This window comes from Seonamhaeicola sp. ABD4_175, assembly GCF_056160885.1.
Genome location: NZ_JBSWYC010000002.1, coordinates 570881 through 590459, shown reverse-complemented (window position 1 = coordinate 590459; position 19579 = coordinate 570881). Strand labels below are relative to the sequence as shown.

The following is a 19579-nucleotide window of genomic DNA, read 5'->3' as shown; positions in this document are numbered from 1 at the left end:
ATGGAACGCAATAATTTATATCCTATTTTTTTAAAGGTAAAGCAGCTTAAAGTACTCATAATTGGTGGTGGAAACGTTGCCGAAGAAAAATTAACGTTCTTATTAAAATCTAGTCCAGATGCTTGTGTAACAATGGTGTCACCAATGTTTAGAGATGCTACAGTATCTTTAGCAAAAAAAGGTGATGTTACACTAATTAATGATGTTTATAAAAAAGACTATTTGCAAGGGCAACACATGGTAGTAGCAACTACTGATGTGCCCGAAGTAAATGTACAGGTTTATAAAGATTGTAGGGCAGAAGCTAAACTAGTAAATGTAGCAGATAATCCGCCGTATTGCGATTTTTACATGGGCGGTATTGTTACCAAGGGTAATGTGAAAGTGGCTATAAGTACTAACGGAAAATCGCCAACAATGGCAAAACGTTTACGACAGTTTTTTGAGGAAGTCATTCCAGAAAATATTGATGACCTCGTTAAAAATTTAAATGAATATAGAAAAACAATAAAAGGTGATTTTGAAGAAAAAGTTGAAAAACTAAATGAATTCACCAAAGGAATAATTGAAAACAAAGATTCATAGAAATGATTAAAACAGATATAATAATAATTGGAGCAGGCCCAACAGGGTTATTCACAGTATTCGAAGCTGGATTATTAAAATTAAAATGCCATTTAATTGATGCATTGCCACAACCAGGCGGACAATGCTCTGAGTTATATCCAAAAAAGCCTATTTATGATATTCCAGGGTTTCCTGAAATTTTAGCAGGCGATTTAACAAAAAACCTACTTGAACAAGGTAAGCAATTTGAACCTGGTTTTACATTAGGTGAACGCGCTGATACTATTGAAAAACAAGAAGACGGTTCGTTTATTGTTACAACAAATAAAGGTACGCAACACCAAGCACCAGTAGTGGCTATTGCTAGTGGTTTAGGTAGTTTTGAGCCACGTAAACCACAGCTTGAAAACCTTGCCGATTTTGAAGATAAAGGTGTAGAATACATGATAAAAGAACCAGAAATGTACCGCGATAAAAATGTGGTAATTGCTGGTGGAGGTGACTCTGCTTTAGATTGGTCTATCTTTTTAGCCGATGTAGCAAAAAGTGTAACATTAGTACACCGCCGTAACGAGTTTAGAGGTCATTTAGATTCTGTTGAGAAAGTTGGAGAATTAAAAAGAGAAGGAAAAATAAACCTAATCACACCTGCCGAAGTAACAAATATTTTAGGTAATGGTAAAGTTGAAGCTATTGAAATTACTAAGAAAGATGAAGCGCCGTTTACTTTAGAAACAGACCATTTTATCCCTCTATTTGGGTTGTCGCCAAAATTAGGTCCAATAGCAAACTGGGGCTTAGAAATTGAAAAAAATGCTATAAAAGTAAACAATGCTTTAGATTATCAAACCAACATTCCTGGTATTTTCGCTATAGGCGATGGTAATTATTACCCAGGAAAATTAAAGTTAATACTTTGTGGTTTTCATGAGGCAACAATTATGTGTCAAGCAGCCTATAAAATTATCAATCCTGGTAAAAAATTCGTATTAAAATATACAACAGTTTCAGGTGTTGATGGTTTTGATGGTACACGTAAAGAAGCCCCAAAAGCAGTTGTGCAAGCTATAGATTAAACGTTCAAAAACATACTATAAAATTAAATCCTGCAAGGCTTCATTTACCTTGTAGGATTTAATATTTTTGAAACATACGTTTCCTTATAAATAATAAGCTAATGAAAAGTTACAACGTTTGTTTAAAAGACACCGTTAAAACATTTACTAAAAAACTGTTTTATTCACTGTTTGATTGTGAACAAGAAGAAGAACACGGTAAATATTTAGAAAAAACGTTTTTAAAAGTTCTAAAAAAATTGAACGTTGAAAACGCCGAACAAATCTGGAAAACCTTTAAAACCAACTTGCCCGATATTAGAAGGCGGTTAGATTTAGATGCTGTTGCTTTTGAAAATAACGACCCCGCTTCACACAGTTTAGAAGAGATTTATTTAGCATATCCAGGCTTTCATGCCATTTCAATTTACCGTTTAAGTCATGCACTTTACAAATTGAAAGTGCCAATTTTACCGCGTATGATGAGTGAATACATTCATGGTATTACAGGTATAGATATTCACCCTGGGGCAACCATTAATGACTCTTTTTACATAGATCATGGAACAGGTATTGTAATAGGAGAAACTTCAATAATTGGTAAAAATGTAAAAATCTATCAAGGTGTAACATTAGGAGGTATTTCTGTAGCTAAAAGTTTAGCTAAAACAAAACGTCACCCTACTATTGAAGACAATGTTTGCATATACGCAAATGCAACCGTTTTGGGTGGCGATATTGTTATAGGAGCCAATAGTATTATTGGTGCCAATGTTTGGATTACTCAATCTGTTCCAGAAAACTCATTAGTAACCTATCAAACCGAAATAAAAATAAGACCTAAAAAAAATGGCATCAAATAAAACAATTATAGATTATATAGGTAATACACCACTTGTTGATGCTAGTCATTTAGTATCTAAAAAAGGTGTGAAATTATTACTTAAGTTAGAAGGAAACAATCCTGGAGGTAGTGTTAAAGATCGTCCGGCTTTTAATATGATTAATGAAGCGTTAAAGCGTGGTGATATTAAAAAAGGCGATACCTTAGTGGAAGCCACAAGCGGAAATACAGGTATAGCTCTAGCATTATTTGCGCAAGTTTTAGGTTTAAATATGGTACTTATCATGCCCGAGAATTCTACCGAAGAACGCGTTAAAACAATGAAAGCTTATGGCGCCGAGGTTATTTTAACTTCATCAGATGTTGGTATTGAAGGTTCACGAGATTTAGCTTTCAAACTAAGAGATGAAAAAGGTTATACGCTTTTAAATCAGTTTGAAAATCACGACAATTGGAAAGGGCATTACAAAACCACAGGACCTGAAATTTGGAGAGATACCAACGGAGAAGTCACGCATTTTGTGTCTGCCATGGGAACCACAGGAACCATTATGGGTGTTTCAACATATTTAAAAGAGCATAATAAAAATATAACCATTGTTGGAGCACAACCCGATGATCATTCAAGAATACCAGGTATACGTAAATGGCCAGAAGAATATGTGCCTAAATTTTTTAATAGAAGTAAAGTAGATCAAGTTATTGAGGTAACCCAAGCAAATGCCAAGGCAACAACCCAACGTATAGCTAAAGAAGCAGGTATATTTGCAGGTATGAGCAGTGGTGGCTCTGTATATTGTGCATTAAAAGTAGCTGAATCTATTGAAAAAGGTGTTATTGTAGCAATTATTTGCGATAGAGGAGATAGGTATCTATCATCAAATTTGTTTGAATAATAGCAATTTAATTAAATAGGAAAACAAAAATATAGTTAGTACTTTTGTCCTCCAAATTAGGTGTGAGTTCTTAAACTTAACAATGTTATCAAGAAAGGTAGAGGGAATAGACCCAATGAAACCTTGGCAACCCTTTAACTTGTAAAGAAGGTGCTAAATTCTACTAATAAAAATTAGGAAGATAACGAAGGTTTTAAAAAAAAGCTTTTCTAGATAACAAACTAAACATATAATAAAATTTTGTTAAGCTGAACATGTTTCAGTTTCACAATAAACATTTGTACAGTTCATAACATGTTCTGTATAAAAAATATATATAAAATGTCAGATATAAGAAAGGCTTTAAAAGAACGCATTTTGGTGTTAGATGGTGCCATGGGAACCATGTTACAAGCCTATAAATTTACCGAAGAAGATTTTCGTGGCGAGCGTTTTAAAGATTACCCAACACCGTTGCAAGGAAACAACGATTTGCTATCTATTACACAACCAGAAGCCATAAAAACCATTCACGCAAAATATTTTGAGGCTGGAGCCGATATTATTGAAACCAATACCTTTTCGGGAACAACCATTGCTATGGCCGATTACCAAATGGAAGATCTGGTTTACGAACTTAACTACGAATCGGCAAAAATAGCTAAAGAAGTTGCTGTAGAATTTACTAAAAAAGAACCACATAAACCGCGTTTTGTGGCGGGTTCAATCGGGCCAACAAACCGTACGGCAAGTATGTCGCCCGATGTAAACGACCCAGGTTATAGGGCTGTGACTTTCGATGAATTACGTATAGCCTACAAACAACAAGTAGAAGCTTTAATGGATGGTGGTGCCGATATTTTATTAGTTGAAACCGTTTTTGACACATTAAATGCTAAAGCGGCTCTTTTTGCTATTGAAGAAGTAAAAGACGAAAGAAATTTAGATATTCCTGTTATGCTTAGCGGTACCATTACCGATGCGTCTGGACGAACTTTATCGGGGCAAACTGCCGAAGCTTTTTTAATTTCGGTGTCGCACATACCGCTATTATCTGTTGGATTTAATTGCGCTCTTGGGGCTAATTTATTGCAGCCACATTTAGAGGCTATTGCTAATAAAACCGAATTTGCAATTTCGGCACATCCAAATGCCGGTTTACCTAATGCTTTTGGTGAGTACGATGAATCTCCAGAAGAAATGGGCGAGCAAATTGAAGCCTATTTAAAAAAGAATTTAATAAATATTATTGGTGGCTGTTGTGGTACAAGTCCAGAACATATTCGCGTTATTGCGAATATTGCTGCTAAATATAAACCGCGTGAAGCTGTCTCTCTCAGCGCAGTCGAAGAGTCTCATTAAACCGAATAGATTAATGAAAGTGAAACAAACAAAATACATGAAGTTATCTGGTTTAGAGCCTTTGGTTTTAAACGAAAACAGCAACTTTATAAATGTAGGTGAACGAACAAACGTAGCGGGTTCGCGTAAATTTTTACGCTTAATTAAAGAAGAAAAATTTGATGAAGCTTTAGATATTGCGCGTCATCAAGTAGATGGTGGTGCGCAAATTATCGATATTAATATGGACGACGGACTTATAGACGGTAAAGAGTCTATGGTGCGTTTTTTAAATCTTATTGCCGCAGAACCAGATATTTGTCGTGTGCCAATAATGATTGATAGCTCTAAGTGGGACATTATCGAAGCTGGTCTTCAAGTGGTGCAAGGTAAATGTGTGGTAAATTCCATTTCGTTAAAAGAAGGCGAAGAAAAATTTATTTGGGAAGCCAAACAAATAAAACGTTACGGTGCTGCAGTAATTGTAATGGCTTTTGATGAAGTTGGGCAAGCCGATAATTATGAAAGACGCATTGAAATAGCCAAACGATCTTACGATGTTTTGGTTAACAAAGTAGGTTTTCCATCAGAAGATATTATTTTCGATTTAAATATTTTTCCAGTCGCAACCGGAATGGAAGAGCATCGAAAAAACGCTATCGATTTTATTGAAGCAACGCGTTGGGTACGTCAAAACCTTGAAAATGTAAGTGTAAGTGGTGGTGTAAGTAATGTGTCGTTTTCGTTTAGAGGAAACAATGCGGTTCGCGAAGCAATGCACTCGGTATTTCTATATTACGCTATTCAAGCAGGTATGAATATGGGGATTGTAAATCCAACCATGTTGGAGGTTTACGACGATATTCCTAAAGATTTATTAGAGCATGTTGAAGATGTTATTTTAGATAGAAGGGACGATGCTACCGAGCGTTTATTGGAATTTGCCGAAACTGTAAAAGGCTCAAAAGCCGAAAAAACAGTGGATTTGTCCTGGAGAGAAAACCCGTTACAAGACAGAATTACGCATGCTTTAGTAAAAGGTTTAGATGCTTTTATTATTGAAGATATTGAGCAGGCACGACAAGAAGCCGAAAAGCCAATTGATGTTATTGAAGGCCATTTAATGATTGGTATGAATGTAGTTGGCGATTTGTTTGGCGAAGGAAAAATGTTCTTGCCACAAGTAGTAAAATCGGCACGTGTAATGAAAAAAGCAGTGGCTTACCTAAATCCGTTTATAGAAGCCGAAAAAACTGAAGACTCAGAGCCTGTTGGTAAAATTTTAATGGCAACAGTAAAAGGCGATGTACACGATATTGGTAAAAATATTGTAAGCGTGGTATTGGCGTGTAACAACTACGAAATTGTAGATTTAGGCGTTATGGTGCCGCCAGAAAAAATTATTGAAACCGCCATTAAAGAGCGTGTTGATGCTATTGGACTTTCGGGTTTAATTACACCATCGCTAGACGAAATGGTGTATTTAGCTAAAGAAATGCAACGCGAAAATTTCGATATTCCGTTGTTAATTGGTGGTGCAACAACATCTAAAGCGCATACGGCGGTGAAAATTGATACGCAGTATAAAAATGCAGTAGTTCATGTAAACGATGCCTCTAGAGCGGTTACCGTTGTAGGAGACTTGTTAAATAAGCAAACAGCACACGAATATGTGTCTAAACTTAAAAAAGATTACGACGAATTTAGAACCAAGTTTTTAAAACGAGGTAAAGAGAAATCGTATATCACTATAAACGAAGCTAGAGCCCGTAAATACAGCATTGATTGGGAAACTTCCGAAATTGTAAAACCAAAAGAAATGGGTGTGCAAATGCTTAAGCAATTAAGCTTAAAGGAATTGTTGCCTTACATAGATTGGAGTCCGTTTTTTAGAAGCTGGGATTTACACGGTAAATATCCAAGTATTTTAAAAGACGACGTTGTTGGCGAGCAAGCTACAGTGCTTTTTAATGAAGCACAAGAAATGATTGATGAAATTATAGCTAAACAACTATTAAAGCCTAAAGCTGTTTTTGGTTTATTTGAAGCCAACACGATAAACGATGATGATATTTCGGTTAAAAAGAAAGGTGAAGAAATAGCTGTTTTTAGAACATTAAGGCAACAATTAAAAAAGCGTGAGGGTATTCCAAATCATGCTTTAGCCGATTTTATTGCCCCAGAAAGTACAGGGAAAACCGATTATGTTGGTGCATTTTGTGTCGCTATTTTTGGTGCTCAAGAATTGGCCGAAAGTTATAAAGCAAAAGATGATGATTATAGCGCTATTATGGCTCAAGCTATTGCCGACCGTTTTGCTGAAGCTTTTGCCGAATATTTGCATAAACAAGTAAGAACAAAACATTGGGGTTATGCCGAAAATGAAGATTTAACCAACGACGATTTAATTAAAGAAAGCTACAAAGGTATTCGTCCGGCACCAGGATATCCTGCATGTCCAGATCATTTAGAAAAGGAAACCATTTGGGAGTTGCTTGATGTTGAAAAAATTATTGGCGTAACGCTTACAGAAAGTTTAGCCATGTGGCCAGCTGCCGCGGTTTCGGGATATTATTTTGCAAACCCGGAAGCGAAGTATTTTGGTTTAGGTAAAATTACTGAAGACCAAGTAACTGATTATGCCAAAAGAAAAGGGATTGCAAAAGAACACGCAAGAAAGTGGTTGCACCCTAATTTGGCTGGTTAACCCGCGTTAGCGATTGTAGTGGCATCCTTTTTTGAGGAACGAGAAAAAGATATAACGGAAAGCGCGACCCGATAGGGTAACGCCCAAAAAATAAATAATAATTATTGAAGAGATTTTCGCCTGTGCGGAAATGACAAAAGCGAGTTATGAAGGTAACAGAACATATTAAAAATGCGAACGGAAAAACGTTGTTTTCGTTTGAAATTGTAACGCCGGTAAAGGGTAAAAATATTCAGGATTTGTATAATAATATAGATCCGTTAATGGAGTTTAATCCGCCGTTTATTGATGTAACAACTTCGAGAGAAGAGTATGTTTATGTTGAAAAAAACGGACTTTTAGATAGGAAAACGGTAAGAAAACGCCCGGGAACTTTAGGTATTTCGGTATCGCTTAAGCATAAATATAATATTGACCCTGTACCACATATTTTATGTGGTGGTTTTACCAAAGAGGAAACCGAGTATATGCTGGTAGATTGCCATTATTTGGAAATAGATAATGTTGTGGCGCTTCGTGGTGATGCCATGAAACATCAAAAATATTTTGAACCTACTAAAGGCGGGCATACGTATGCATGCGAATTGGTGCATCAAATTTCTGATTTAAATAAAGGAAAGTTTTTACACGAAGAAAATTTAACCGAGTTTAAAACCGATTTTTGTATTGGTGTGGCGGGTTATCCAGAGAAACACATGGAAGCACCATCATTACAAACCGATTTAAAACGCCTTAAAGCTAAGGTTGATGCTGGTGCCGATTATGTGGTTACGCAAATGTTTTTTGATAACCAGAAATACTTCGATTTTGTAAAATTAGCTAAAGAAAACGGCATTGATATTCCTATTATTCCTGGTATTAAACCACTTGCTGTGAATAGACATTTACAATTGTTGCCACATGTGTTTAGTATTGATTTACCTGAAGATTTAATTAATGCTGTTGATGCTTGTAAGGATAATAAGGCTGTGAGACAAGTTGGTATTGAGTGGGCTATACAACAATCTAAAGAGTTAAAAGCTGCTGGTGTTCCTGTTTTACATTATTATTCTATGGGTAAAAGTGATAATGTGCAGTCTATAGCCGAAGCTTTATTTTAAATAGCTACTTTTGCGGTAGTTTTCCCAAATTTATGAGGTTTTATTTAACTTGTATTTTAACTGCGTTTTGTAGTTTTTGTTTTGCTCAGAATAAACAGTATACATCATACATAGATGTTAATTATTTTAGAGGAAATATAGCTGAACATAACGGTGATATTTTACACTTAATTAAAGGGCACCCCGAAGGTTATATTATAAGTTGGAATAAAAAAACTTACGGATTTAAAAATTGGGAACAACGCTATAATTACCCAGATTATGGGGTAACTTATGCATACCAAAACATGAAAAACCCTGATGTTTTGGGTACAGTAGCATCACTTTATGCACACTATAATTTCTACTTTTTTAATAGACAATTAATGTTTAAAGTAGGACAAGGATTAGCATACGCTGATAATATTTATCACAAAGAAAATAATTTTAGAAATGTAGCCTACGGTACCCATATAATGAGTAGTACCTTTGCTATGTTAGGGTTTAAGAAAGAGCGTATTTTTAACAGGTTTGGTTTGCAGGCAGGTGTTACTTTAATACATTACTCTAATGCTAATGTAAAGGCGCCAAATACCAGCACAAATACCCTTGCTTTTAATGTTGGTTTTAACTATAATTTGAATAAGGTAGAACCAGAATATCAAAATAATCTAGATGCCACAGATAGAAAATTTACCGAACCAATTAAGTACAATATCGCTTTTAGATTTGGTATAAATGAGAGTGATGTGGTTGGCAGTGGGCAATTTCCGTTTTATATAGCGTCATTGTATGCAGATAAGCGTATTAATAGAAAAAGCGCCTTACAATTTGGAACCGATGTGTTTTTTTCAAAATTTTTAAAAGAATTGATTTATTACAAAAGCGTGTCGTTTCCCGAAGAAAATGTTTCAAAAGATGATGATTATAAACGCGTTGGTGTATTTGCTGGTCATGAACTTTTTGTAAATAAAACATCATTAGTAACCCAATTTGGGTATTATGTTTATTATCCTTTTGATTTTGAAGGACGCACCTATTTACGCATTGGGTTAAAACGCTATTTTGGTAGTACGTTTTTTGGTGCCTTAACATTAAAATCGCACGGAGCTAAAGCTGAAGCTGTAGAGTTTGGTGTAGGCGCTAGGTTTTAGATTGATACTATTAAAATGAAAAAACTAGTTTACATAATTATTGTTGCTTTAATTTTTGCTTGTGATAGTGAAAATGCAGGCGATTGTTTTCAGAAAACAGGTAATATTATTCAAGAAGAAATTTTAGTTGATGTATTTACAAAAATACTTGTAAATAGAGATATAGAATTAATTATTGAAGAAGGCTCCACGCAAAAAGTTATTATTGAAACAGGCGAAAATTTAATAAATGATGTTGAAGCTAAAGTAGTTGAAAACAGATTAATATTAACCGATAATAACAGCTGTAATTATGTGCGAGATTATGGTATAACAAAAGTGTACGTAACAGCACCAAATATTACTGAAATTAGAAGTTCAACACAATTTGATATAAAATCAAAAGGTGTGTTAAGTTACCCTAATTTAACTATTTTATCTGAAGATTTTGGAAGCCCAGATACGTTTACCAGTGCCAATTTCTATTTAGAAATTGATACCGATACGTTTAGAGCTGTATTTAATAATCTGTCAAACTGCTTTATTTTAGGAAAAACAAACAACCTTAATATTACCTTTGCAGCAGGAACTTCACGCTTTGAAGGGCAAAATTTAATTGCACAAAGCGTATTTGTTAGTAACCGAAGTTCAAATGATATTATTGTAAACCCACAACAACGTTTAACTGGTAAAATTTCAGGAACTGGAGATGTGATTGCTTTAAATAAACCAGCAGAAGTTAGTGTTGAAGAGCTTTACAAAGGCCGCTTAATTTTCAAGTAAGTTAACCGCTTGTTTTGCAATTTCTAATTCTTCGTTAGTTGGTACAATAAGTATTTTTACTTTAGATTCTTCAGTGTTTATGGCCCTAATATCACCAGAACGTACGTTGTTCTTTTCGGTATCTAAATTAATGCCTAAATAGTCTAAATTTTCACAAGCTAAACGTCTTATTATTGCAGAGTTTTCTCCTATGCCTGCTGTAAAAACAATAGCATCTAGCCCGTTCATTATAGCTGCATAGCTTCCAATGTATTTTTTAATGCGGTACGCATTCATATCTAAAGCTAATTGGCAATCTCTATTCCCTTTTTCAGCGTGTTCTTGTATGTCGCGTAAATCACTAAAACCTGTTAAACCTAGCATGCCGCTTTGTTTTTGTAGCAAAGTATTTATGTTATTTAAATCGAAACCATGGCGTTGTGCTAAATGGAAAATTACCGAATAGTCAACATCGCCAGAGCGTGTACCCATAATTAAACCACCAACAGGCGAAAACCCTAAACTATGGTCTATACTTTTGCCGTTTTCAACAGCGGTCATACTACAACCATTTCCTAAGTGAATAGTAATGATTTTTGAGTTTTCTTTACCTAAATGTGCAATAGCTTTTTCTGAAACGTATTTGTGGCTAGTACCGTGAAATCCGTATACACGAATATTATATTCATCTAAATATTTTTGAGGGATAGCATATTTATGAGCAATTTCAGGAATGGTTTGATGAAAAGCCGTATCAAAAACAGCCACTTGTTTTGCGTTAGGAAAAATGCTTTCGGCAACTTCAATACCTTCTAAATTATGCGGGTTGTGCAAAGGAGCTAAAGAAAACAAGGTTTTAATTTTTCGTTTTACTTCAGCATCAATAAGCGTGGTTTTGCTAAAATGTTTGCCGCCATGTACAACTCTATGCCCAACAATAGCAATATCATTAGCACATGAAATAACACCAGTTTCTTTATTTAAAAGTTGTTGCGCTACTAAGTTTAGTCCTTCTTTATGGTTGGCTATAGGTGTTGTTTTTTCAAAAGTTTCTTTTTCAGATTTAAATTTGAAAATAGCATCTTTAAAGCCAACACGCTCAATTTGGCCAGAACAAATAATACGTTCATTAGGCATTGAAAATAATTGGTATTTTAATGATGAGCTTCCGGAGTTTAATACTAATACTTGCATAATTTTATTGGTCTTGGGCTTGAATGGCAGTAATTATAACGGTGCTGTAAATATCATCAGATGTGCAGCCTCTACTTAAATCGTTTACAGGTTTGTTAAGGCCTTGTAACATAGGGCCAATGGCTAAAGCGCCGGTTTCGCGTTGTACAGCTTTGTAGGTGTTGTTTCCCGTATTTAAATCTGGGAAAATTAAAACACTGGCTTGTCCTGCAACTTCAGATTCTGGTAATTTGCTTTTTCCAATGCGCATATCTACAGCTGCATCATATTGAATTGGGCCTTCAATTTTTAAATGAGGCGCTAAGTTTTTAGCAATTTCGGTAGCTTTTCTAACTTTATCAACCTCTTCTCCTTTACCAGAAGAACCCGATGAGTATGATAACATGGCAACTTTAGGCTCAACACCAAATTTTTTAGCCGTTTCTGCCGATGAAATTGCAATTTCAGCTAGTTGTTCTGCATTTGGGTTTGGGTTAATAGCACAGTCACCAAAAATAGAAACTCTATCTTCTAAACACATGAAAAATACTGATGAAACAATGTTTGCGCCAGGTTTAGTTTTTATAAATTGAAGTGCTGGCCTAAGCGTATGTTGCGTAGTGTGTACAGCACCAGATACCATACCATCTGCATGTCCTTTATGAATCATCATTGTGCCGTAGTATGACACATCAGACATAGCATCTTTTGCCATATCAAGGTTTACGCCTTTATGTTTTCTTAATTCATAAAACGTATTTACATAATCATCAAAATGAGGTGATTGTGTTGGGAAAACAACATTTACTTTATTGATATCTAAAGGAATATCATAACGTACAATACGTTCTTGTATTTTATCTTTTTCGCCAATTAATGTAATATCAACAACTTGAGAGCCAACTAATTTAGCGGTGGCTCTTAGTACACGTTCATCATAACCTTCGGGTAAAACAATGTGTTTTTTGTTTTTAAGTGCTGTTTGTAATAAATTATATTGAAACATTCTTGGAGTGAATATTTCAGATTGAAATGTTACAAGTTTATCTGCTAATTTATCAGTATCTACATGTTTTTCAAAAGTAGCTATAGAGGTGTTTATTTTATCGGTATTTTCAGCGTAAATTCTAGATTTTACTTTTCCAATGGCGTTAGTAGCGTTAAAGGTGCCTTTGTTCACACTAATAATTGGTACAACGCTTGAGAGACCTTCAATGAGTTTTAAAATAGGTTCTTCGGGTAGTAAACCACCAGTTAAAACAATGCCTGAAATTTGTGGGTAATTTTTTGATGTATGTGCTTGTAACGCACCAAGTATAATATCGGCTCTATCACCCGAGGTTATTACCAACGAGCCTTCTTTTAATTTTGTAATATAATTTCTTAATTGCATAACACCAACGCCAGAGTTTTGTACTTGGTTGTTAAGCATATCTTTGCCAAAAAGTACTTTAGCATCAAGGGCTTTAACAATTTCTTTAATTGTTGGGTTTGCTAAACTTTCAATTTTAGGAATTATAGCAAAGTCTGTATTGTTAATACGTGCGCTAATTTCGGTTTTTAAAGTAGTAATAGCTTCATTATTTACTTTATTAACCATTATTGAAAGTACATCAACCTCTTCTTTAAAGGTGTCATGTGCTAACTGAACGCTGTCTAAAATATCTCTGTTTTTTTTGCCATCTCCATGAATTACAATAATAACAGGTAAGCCAAGGTTTTTAGAGATTAGCATGTTAATATCAAGCTCTAAGCTTGAGTTTTCATGAGAAAAATCTGTGCCTTCAACTAACACTAAATCAAAGTGTTCTTCAAGGCGTTTGTATTTTTTTATTACTTCATCAATAACATAACCCGATTTGCCTTGGTTGTACAAATCTAAAACTTCACTGCGCGTAAAGGCGTATGTTTTTTTGTAGTTTATATCAATTTCAAAATGCGAAATAACTGTGTTAATGTGGTTATCCATTTCGCCAGCAGCAACATCTTCAATAATTGGTCTAAAATATCCAACTTTAGCTGTTTTACCTAAAAGCATACGCATAAGCCCTAAAACCACAACAGATTTACCGCTATTAGGCTCTATGGTTGCTACATAAATTCCTTTGCTCATTATACCTGATTTATGTTATAAAGATACGTTTTGTAGCTTAGCTAAACACGCACCTTTACTAGTTTAATTTTATATTATGAAACAAATGTAATGTAGGTGTATTTTTTTTAAGATGACAATTATCATAAATTCACAGAAACATGAAAATTGGTTAACCAATACGTGTTTTTATGATGTAGTTAATTCTGTAAATAAATTTTCTAAGCTTGCGTTTTTTTGATTTAGTTGAAGAATTTTTAACTTATTATCATGAGCAAAATCAAAAACATGAGCGCGCATATCTTCTGTGGTGTTAAACGTAATTTCGTAAACAAAATCATGTGTGTTGGTAACCTTACTAACTTTTGGTAGTTGTTTTAAAAAGGCATCTTCAACACGGTAATCAAACTCTACAATAACAGTTTGTTCTTTATTGTTTCGTAATTCTGTAAGCTTTTTATCGGCAACAATTTCACCTTTATTAATTATAATTACACGGTTACACATGGCTTCAACCTCTTGCATTATGTGTGTTGAAAGAAATACCGTTTTGGTTTTGCCAATGGTTTTAATAAGGTTTCTAATATCAATTAACTGGTTGGGGTCTAGGCCTGTAGTAGGTTCATCTAAAATTAAAACATCAGGGTTGTGTAAAAGAGCTGTGGCTAACCCAACGCGTTGCCTGTAACCTTTTGATAGTTGCCCAATTTTTTTGTGCGCTTCGGGTGTTAAACCTGTAAGTTCAATAACCTCATTAATTCGTGCTTTTTTAACTTTGTAAATACCAGCATTAAAAGCAAGGTATTCTTTTACGTATAAATCTATATATAACGGATTGTGTTCTGGTAAATAGCCAACACTTAATTGTACATTTTTACTATTGGTTATATTATGGTTGTTAACACTTGCGTTGCCATTACTTGGCTGTAAATAGGTGGTTAAAATTTTCATCATGGTAGATTTGCCAGCACCATTAGGCCCCAAAAAACCAACAATTTCGGGTTGGTTAACTTCAAAAGACACATTATTTAGTGCTTTTTGGTTGCCGTAATGTTTTGAAATACCTTTAACCGTAATAGACATAATACTTTATTATTTATACCAAAAGTACATGATTTTTTTTGTTTGTAGTAAAATAAGGTACAAGTAAACGGTTATTAACGCTTAATCAATGAAAAATTTAATTTTTTGTACTGTAAAAACAAACGATAACTCAACGTAAAGTGTTATTTACTGAAAAATTTATAAAACTGTTTTAAAAAGCACAAAAAAGTATTTTCACAATTTTGATTTCTTAAAATATTATTTACTTTAGCCACATAATTATGAGAACAACAGCAGTTTATACATATTTTGGTTTTTATTATTTCTTTTTTAGCAAAAGGAACGAGACAATGTATGTATAAATTTAAAGTATAAATTAAAGTATAAGTCTCGGTGAAAATCGAGACTTTTTTTTATGATAAAATCAGTAGCAATACAAGGAGTAAAAGGATCTTTTCATCACATTGTTTCACAACAATATTTTGATGAAAACATAAGCCTTATAGAGTGCTTAACGTTTGATAGAGTTGTTGAAGCGTTAATTAGCAAAGAATGTGATGCGGCTATTATGGCTTTAGAAAATTCTATAGCAGGTTCAATAATACCCAACTATGCGTTAATTGATAATTATAATTTACATGTTGTTGGTGAACATTATTTAGATATTCAGCATAATTTAATGGCACTACCAGGGCAAACTATAAGTGATATTAAAGAAGTATACTCGCATCCAATGGCATTATTGCAATGTAAAGAGTTTTTTAAAAATCATCCGCACATTAAATTGGTAGAAGATAAAGACACTGCAGAAGTTGCTGATAGAATTAATAAAAACCAATTAAAAGGTGTTGGTGCTATTGCTAGTGTTTTGGCGGCAAACATATTTAATTTAGATGTGTTGGCACACAGTATTCAAACTATTAAGCACAATGAAACACGTTTTGCTATTGTAAAACGAACAAATTCTGAAGTTGAGAAAGAAGCTATTAATAAAGCATCAGTCAAGTTTGAAGCTAACCACAAACGAGGCAGTTTAGCAGCCATTTTAAATGTAATGAGCGACTGTAAGTTGAGTTTAACAAAAATACAATCGCTACCAATTATTGATACGCCGTGGAAATATGCCTTTTTTGTTGATGTTACTTTTGAAACATACGCCGATTTTGATAAAGCAAAATCATTAATAAAAATTATGGCCGAAGGCTTTAAAGTTTTAGGTGAATATAAAAATGCCAAGTTATGATACAAGTAGCTAATAGGTTGCATACCGTAGAAGAATACTACTTCTCAAGAAAATTACGCGAAGTTGGCCAAATGGTGGCTAGCGGTAAACCAGTAATAAATTTAGGTATTGGTAGCCCAGATTTACAACCTCCAAAAAAGGTTGTAGAGGCTATTGTTACAAGTTTACAAGATGCTACGGCGCATAAATATCAAAGCTATCAAGGGTTGCCAGAGTTACGTGAAGCTATGGCAGCTTTTTATAAAGAACACTTTTTGGTTAACTTAAATGCAAACACCAATGTGTTACCATTAATGGGTAGTAAAGAAGGCATCATGCACATATCAATGGCATACCTAAATGAAGGTGATGAGGTGTTAATACCAAATCCAGGATATCCAACCTATCAATCGGTTACTAAACTGGTTGGCGCTAAACCTGTTTTTTACAATTTAAAAGCCGAAAATAATTGGTTGCCAGATGTTGATGCGCTTCAAAAGTTAGATTTAAGTAAAGTAAAATTAATGTGGGTTAATTATCCGCATATGCCAACAGGTGCACAACCTTCAAAAATAGCTTTTAGAGGAATAGTAGATTTCGCAAAGCGTAATAATATTTTAATTGTAAATGATAACCCGTACAGCTTTGTGCTTAATGAAAACCCAACAAGTATTTTAAATGTTGAAGGCGCTAAAGATGTTTGTTTAGAGCTTAATTCATTAAGTAAAACATTTAATATGGCCGGTTGGCGAGTAGGTATGGTGTTGGGTAGCAGTACGCATATTGAAAATATATTAAAAGTAAAAAGTAATATGGATTCTGGTATGTTTTATGGCATTCAAAAAGGTGCAATAGAGGCGCTAAAATGCTCTAAAATGTGGTATGTTACTTTAAATAGCGTGTATAAAAAGCGCCGAGAGCTAATTTGGAAGTTAGTCAAAGCATTAAACTGTACCTATGATGAAAACGCCACAGGCATGTTTGTGTGGGCAAAATTACCCCAAGGTATAAAAGCCGAAGAATTTATAGATAGCGTGTTAATAGAAAACAACATTTTTATAACACCAGGAACCATTTTTGGTAGCCAAGGCGAAGGTTACATAAGGTTTTCTTTATGCGCTTCAACAGAAGCTATTGAAGAATGTATAGCAAGAGTAAGTTAAAAATGAAAAATATATACGTAATAGGTGTTGGTTTAATTGGTGGTAGCTTAGCAAAAGATATTAAGCAACACAACCCCAATGTGGTTATACACGGCATTAGCAGAAAAGATGCTACGCTAGAACAAGCATTATCATTAGGTTTAATAGATAAAAAAGCCACTTTAGATGATTTGCAGTATGCCGATTTGGTTATAGTATCAATACCAGTTGATGCTACCGTAAAACTATTGCCATCTATATTAGATAAAATACCAGATACAGGTTTGGTAATAGATGCCGGATCAACAAAAGAAGCTATTTGTAAAGTGGTTGAAAATCACCCAAAACGCCGAAATTTTTTAGCGGCGCACCCAATTGCTGGTACAGAATATTCAGGACCCAATGCAGCAATTAGCGGCTTGTTTAAAGGTAAAACCAATATAATATGTGAGGTTGAAAAAACAGCCTTTAAATTACAAGAGCAAGCGTTAGAAATTTTTAAAGCTATAGGTATGCGCATTCGTTATATGAATCCGGAAGCGCATGATAAACATATAGCCTATGTATCGCATTTATCGCACATAAGCTCTTTTATGTTAGGTAAAACGGTTATTGAAAAAGAAAAAAATGAACGTGATATTTTTGATATGGCAGGCAGCGGATTTGCATCAACGGTTCGTTTAGCTAAAAGTTCGCCAGAAATGTGGACGCCTATTTTCAAACAAAACAAAGTAAACGTTATTGAAACTTTAAATGAATACATAAACAACTTAACACAGTTTAAAGAGTTTATGGAACAAGATGATTTTGATGCCATTTTTAAAGAAATGCAAAACACCAATCATATAAAAGATATTTTAAACGGAATAAATTAAAACAAGAATACAACTAGTAAACCCCATATTTCAAAATATATTTGGAATTTGGAAATTGAAATTTTATTGAAGATTATGGAAAACAACAAAGAAATGAGAGCTTGGTTAGATGATTTAAACTTAAATCATCCGTTAGTAATTGCAGGACCTTGTAGTGCTGAAACCGAAGAGCAAGTACTTAAAATTGCAAACGATTTAAAAGATACTGATGTTAGCTACTTTAGAGCCGGCATTTGGAAACCAAGAACCAGACCAGGAAACTTTGAAGGTGTAGGCGCTTTAGGTTTAAAGTGGTTACAAAAAGTTAAAGCAGAAACTGGTATGAAAGTTTGTACAGAGGTTGCAAATGCAGCACATGTAAAATTAGCTTTAGAGCATGATATTGATATGCTTTGGATTGGTGCTCGTTCTACTGTTAGTCCGTTTATCATGCAAGAAATTGCCGATGCTCTTGAAGGTACAGATAAGCCAGTATTAATTAAAAACCCAGTAAACCCAGATTTAGCATTGTGGTTAGGTGGTATAGAGCGTATTTATGCATCTGGTGTAAAAAATATTGGCGCTATTCATAGAGGGTTTTCAACATATGAAAAAACAAAATATAGAAACAACCCAGAGTGGCAAATGGCTATTGAGTTTCAAAATAAATTCCCAGATATTCCTTTAATTAACGATCCGTCGCATATTACAGGAAAGCGCGATATGGTTTTTGATGTTTGCCAAACAGCCTTAGATTTAAATTTTGATGGTTTAATGGTTGAAACGCATTTTGATCCTGATAACGCATGGAGTGATGCAGCACAACAAGTAACACCATCTACCTTAGTGCAAATTATGCGCGATTTAAAAGTGAAAAAAGAAGGTGATCCTGAAGCTGAGTACAACAGTAAGTTAGATAATTTAAGAGCACAAATTGATGTTATTGATAATCAAATTATTGATATGTTAGGTAAACGTATGCAAGCATCAGATGGTATTGGTCAGCTTAAAAAAGACAGAAACGTAGCTGTATTACAAAGCAAACGTTGGAACGAGATTTTAGGTAGAATGGTTTTAGAAGGTGAACAACACGGTTTAAGTGAAGAGTTTATTTTAAAAATGTTTAAAGCTGTTCATCAAGAATCTATTAATCACCAAGAAAAAATTATTAACGGTTAATAATAGTTTATTAAATATAAAAAAGCCTCACATTTGTGAGGCTTTTTATGTTTTACTGTTTTGGTCTTTTAAAAAGATATCTGGTTATAAAAATACCTTGGCCGTCGCCTTTACCACCTTCACTTTCAACAGCACTTGTTACAAAAGCAAGTTCCCAGCCTTCTTCTATCATTGTATTTATTTTAGATTCTATAAGAGCATCATTTGCAGCAATGTTTTGAAATCTAATACCACCTAAGTTGTAAAAATTTAAAAGCTTAGTTTCATCAAAGCCTTTTACCCTAATATCACCACGTTTAGATTTGTTACGGGTATTATCTTCTTCGGTTTGTGTAGAGGTGAACTCTTTGTAATCTTTAGTGTCATTGGCACTAATAATTCTAGAACGCCCCAATCCGTTAGGTACAATAGATTCTACACTTGTAACTACTTTGTACTCTACTTGTGCATTCATTTCGGCTAAGCCTAAAACGGCAATAGCAATACTTAAAATTAATTTTTTCATGTTGT

The 19579-nt window shown here is 34.2% G+C and carries 17 protein-coding genes and 1 riboswitch; of the genes, 13 read left to right on the top strand and 4 right to left on the bottom strand.

Annotated elements, in window-relative coordinates; genetic code table 11:
* The 9 genes from ACXAG4_RS08955 to ACXAG4_RS08915 all read left to right on the top strand — a co-directional run bounded on the left by ACXAG4_RS08955 (nucleotide 1) and on the right by ACXAG4_RS08915 (nucleotide 10384).
* Nucleotides 1–585, top strand: coding sequence for a precorrin-2 dehydrogenase/sirohydrochlorin ferrochelatase family protein (locus tag ACXAG4_RS08955; protein WP_475295734.1), 585 nt, complete (start codon nucleotides 1–3; stop codon nucleotides 583–585).
* Between the two features lie 2 nt (nucleotides 586–587).
* Nucleotides 588–1643, top strand: a complete 1056-nt coding sequence (locus ACXAG4_RS08950) for an NAD(P)/FAD-dependent oxidoreductase (protein ID WP_475295733.1) — start codon at nucleotides 588–590, stop codon at nucleotides 1641–1643.
* A gap of 101 nt (nucleotides 1644–1744) precedes the next feature.
* Nucleotides 1745–2485: a serine O-acetyltransferase EpsC gene (epsC, locus tag ACXAG4_RS08945; protein WP_475295732.1), complete on the top strand. Its 741-nt coding sequence runs from the start codon at nucleotides 1745–1747 to the stop codon at nucleotides 2483–2485.
* Complete coding sequence (gene cysM / locus ACXAG4_RS08940) at nucleotides 2472–3362, top strand: cysteine synthase CysM (RefSeq protein ID WP_475295731.1); 891 nt, start codon at nucleotides 2472–2474, stop codon at nucleotides 3360–3362. Before epsC ends, cysM begins: the two co-directional genes overlap by 14 nt.
* Nucleotides 3363–3444: 82 nt before the next feature.
* Nucleotides 3445–3550, top strand: a riboswitch (SAM riboswitch).
* A gap of 133 nt (nucleotides 3551–3683) precedes the next feature.
* Nucleotides 3684–4703: a homocysteine S-methyltransferase family protein gene (locus ACXAG4_RS08935; protein ID WP_475295730.1), complete on the top strand. Its 1020-nt coding sequence runs from the start codon at nucleotides 3684–3686 to the stop codon at nucleotides 4701–4703.
* A complete protein-coding gene (metH, locus tag ACXAG4_RS08930; RefSeq protein ID WP_475295933.1) occupies nucleotides 4699–7389 on the top strand; it encodes a methionine synthase in 2691 nt (896 codons plus the stop codon). The genes ACXAG4_RS08935 and metH overlap by 5 nt, the downstream gene beginning before the upstream one ends.
* A gap of 146 nt (nucleotides 7390–7535) precedes the next feature.
* Nucleotides 7536–8489 carry a methylenetetrahydrofolate reductase gene (locus ACXAG4_RS08925; RefSeq protein ID WP_475295729.1) on the top strand — a complete coding sequence of 318 codons (954 nt, stop codon included), beginning with the start codon at nucleotides 7536–7538 and terminating at the stop codon, nucleotides 8487–8489.
* 32 nt (nucleotides 8490–8521) lie between these two features.
* Nucleotides 8522–9622: an acyloxyacyl hydrolase gene (locus tag ACXAG4_RS08920; protein WP_475295728.1), complete on the top strand. Its 1101-nt coding sequence runs from the start codon at nucleotides 8522–8524 to the stop codon at nucleotides 9620–9622.
* Between the two features lie 15 nt (nucleotides 9623–9637).
* Nucleotides 9638–10384 carry a head GIN domain-containing protein gene (locus ACXAG4_RS08915; RefSeq protein WP_475295727.1) on the top strand — a complete coding sequence of 249 codons (747 nt, stop codon included), beginning with the start codon at nucleotides 9638–9640 and terminating at the stop codon, nucleotides 10382–10384.
* Here ACXAG4_RS08915 and ACXAG4_RS08910 read toward each other — a convergent pair.
* The 3 genes from ACXAG4_RS08910 to gldA form a co-directional block, all read right to left on the bottom strand.
* Nucleotides 10370–11557, bottom strand: coding sequence for an acetate/propionate family kinase (locus ACXAG4_RS08910; RefSeq protein WP_475295726.1), 1188 nt, complete (start codon nucleotides 11555–11557; stop codon nucleotides 10370–10372). The genes ACXAG4_RS08915 and ACXAG4_RS08910 overlap by 15 nt on opposite strands.
* Nucleotides 11558–11561: 4 nt before the next feature.
* Nucleotides 11562–13649 (bottom strand): phosphate acetyltransferase, encoded by a 2088-nt coding sequence (pta, locus tag ACXAG4_RS08905; RefSeq protein WP_475295725.1) that lies wholly within the window; start codon nucleotides 13647–13649, stop codon nucleotides 11562–11564.
* A gap of 168 nt (nucleotides 13650–13817) precedes the next feature.
* Nucleotides 13818–14711, bottom strand: coding sequence for a gliding motility-associated ABC transporter ATP-binding subunit GldA (gldA, locus tag ACXAG4_RS08900; protein WP_475295724.1), 894 nt, complete (start codon nucleotides 14709–14711; stop codon nucleotides 13818–13820).
* A 376-nt stretch (nucleotides 14712–15087) separates the two neighbouring features.
* On the opposite strand from gldA, the gene ACXAG4_RS08895 reads away from it, so the two are divergent.
* The 4 genes from ACXAG4_RS08895 to ACXAG4_RS08880 all read left to right on the top strand — a co-directional run bounded on the left by ACXAG4_RS08895 (nucleotide 15088) and on the right by ACXAG4_RS08880 (nucleotide 19069).
* Nucleotides 15088–15915 (top strand): prephenate dehydratase, encoded by an 828-nt coding sequence (locus tag ACXAG4_RS08895; protein WP_475295723.1) that lies wholly within the window; start codon nucleotides 15088–15090, stop codon nucleotides 15913–15915.
* Entirely contained in the window at nucleotides 15912–17057 is a 1146-nt protein-coding gene (locus ACXAG4_RS08890; RefSeq protein ID WP_475295722.1) for a pyridoxal phosphate-dependent aminotransferase, read from the top strand. The genes ACXAG4_RS08895 and ACXAG4_RS08890 overlap by 4 nt, the downstream gene beginning before the upstream one ends.
* Before the next feature lie 2 nt (nucleotides 17058–17059).
* Nucleotides 17060–17911 carry a prephenate dehydrogenase gene (locus ACXAG4_RS08885; RefSeq protein ID WP_475295721.1) on the top strand — a complete coding sequence of 284 codons (852 nt, stop codon included), beginning with the start codon at nucleotides 17060–17062 and terminating at the stop codon, nucleotides 17909–17911.
* A 75-nt stretch (nucleotides 17912–17986) separates the two neighbouring features.
* A complete protein-coding gene (locus ACXAG4_RS08880) occupies nucleotides 17987–19069 on the top strand; it encodes a chorismate mutase (RefSeq protein WP_475295720.1) in 1083 nt (360 codons plus the stop codon).
* Between the two features lie 52 nt (nucleotides 19070–19121).
* On the opposite strand, the gene ACXAG4_RS08875 is transcribed toward ACXAG4_RS08880, so the two are convergent.
* Entirely contained in the window at nucleotides 19122–19574 is a 453-nt protein-coding gene (locus ACXAG4_RS08875) for a hypothetical protein (RefSeq protein ID WP_475295719.1), read from the bottom strand.
* Nucleotides 19575–19579 lie beyond the last annotated feature (5 nt).

Bases quoted from the DNA above. Each gene is read 5' to 3' on its own strand.
- ACXAG4_RS08915 (WP_475295727.1), top strand. From the start codon at position 9,638: ATGAAAAAACTAGTTTACATAATTATTGTTGCTTTAATTTTTGCTTGT.
- gldA (WP_475295724.1), bottom strand. From the start codon at position 14,711: ATGTCTATTACGGTTAAAGGTATTTCAAAACATTACGGCAACCAAAAA.
- cysM (WP_475295731.1), top strand. From the start codon at position 2,472: ATGGCATCAAATAAAACAATTATAGATTATATAGGTAATACACCACTT.
- pta (WP_475295725.1), bottom strand. From the start codon at position 13,649: ATGAGCAAAGGAATTTATGTAGCAACCATAGAGCCTAATAGCGGTAAA.
- ACXAG4_RS08925 (WP_475295729.1), top strand. From the start codon at position 7,536: ATGAAGGTAACAGAACATATTAAAAATGCGAACGGAAAAACGTTGTTT.
- ACXAG4_RS08895 (WP_475295723.1), top strand. From the start codon at position 15,088: ATGATAAAATCAGTAGCAATACAAGGAGTAAAAGGATCTTTTCATCAC.
- ACXAG4_RS08920 (WP_475295728.1), top strand. From the start codon at position 8,522: ATGAGGTTTTATTTAACTTGTATTTTAACTGCGTTTTGTAGTTTTTGT.
- ACXAG4_RS08935 (WP_475295730.1), top strand. From the start codon at position 3,684: ATGTCAGATATAAGAAAGGCTTTAAAAGAACGCATTTTGGTGTTAGAT.
- ACXAG4_RS08880 (WP_475295720.1), top strand. From the start codon at position 17,987: ATGGAAAACAACAAAGAAATGAGAGCTTGGTTAGATGATTTAAACTTA.
- ACXAG4_RS08950 (WP_475295733.1), top strand. From the start codon at position 588: ATGATTAAAACAGATATAATAATAATTGGAGCAGGCCCAACAGGGTTA.
- ACXAG4_RS08890 (WP_475295722.1), top strand. From the start codon at position 15,912: ATGATACAAGTAGCTAATAGGTTGCATACCGTAGAAGAATACTACTTC.
- ACXAG4_RS08910 (WP_475295726.1), bottom strand. From the start codon at position 11,557: ATGCAAGTATTAGTATTAAACTCCGGAAGCTCATCATTAAAATACCAA.
- ACXAG4_RS08875 (WP_475295719.1), bottom strand. From the start codon at position 19,574: ATGAAAAAATTAATTTTAAGTATTGCTATTGCCGTTTTAGGCTTAGCC.
- ACXAG4_RS08885 (WP_475295721.1), top strand. From the start codon at position 17,060: ATGAAAAATATATACGTAATAGGTGTTGGTTTAATTGGTGGTAGCTTA.
- ACXAG4_RS08955 (WP_475295734.1), top strand. From the start codon at position 1: ATGGAACGCAATAATTTATATCCTATTTTTTTAAAGGTAAAGCAGCTT.
- epsC (WP_475295732.1), top strand. From the start codon at position 1,745: ATGAAAAGTTACAACGTTTGTTTAAAAGACACCGTTAAAACATTTACT.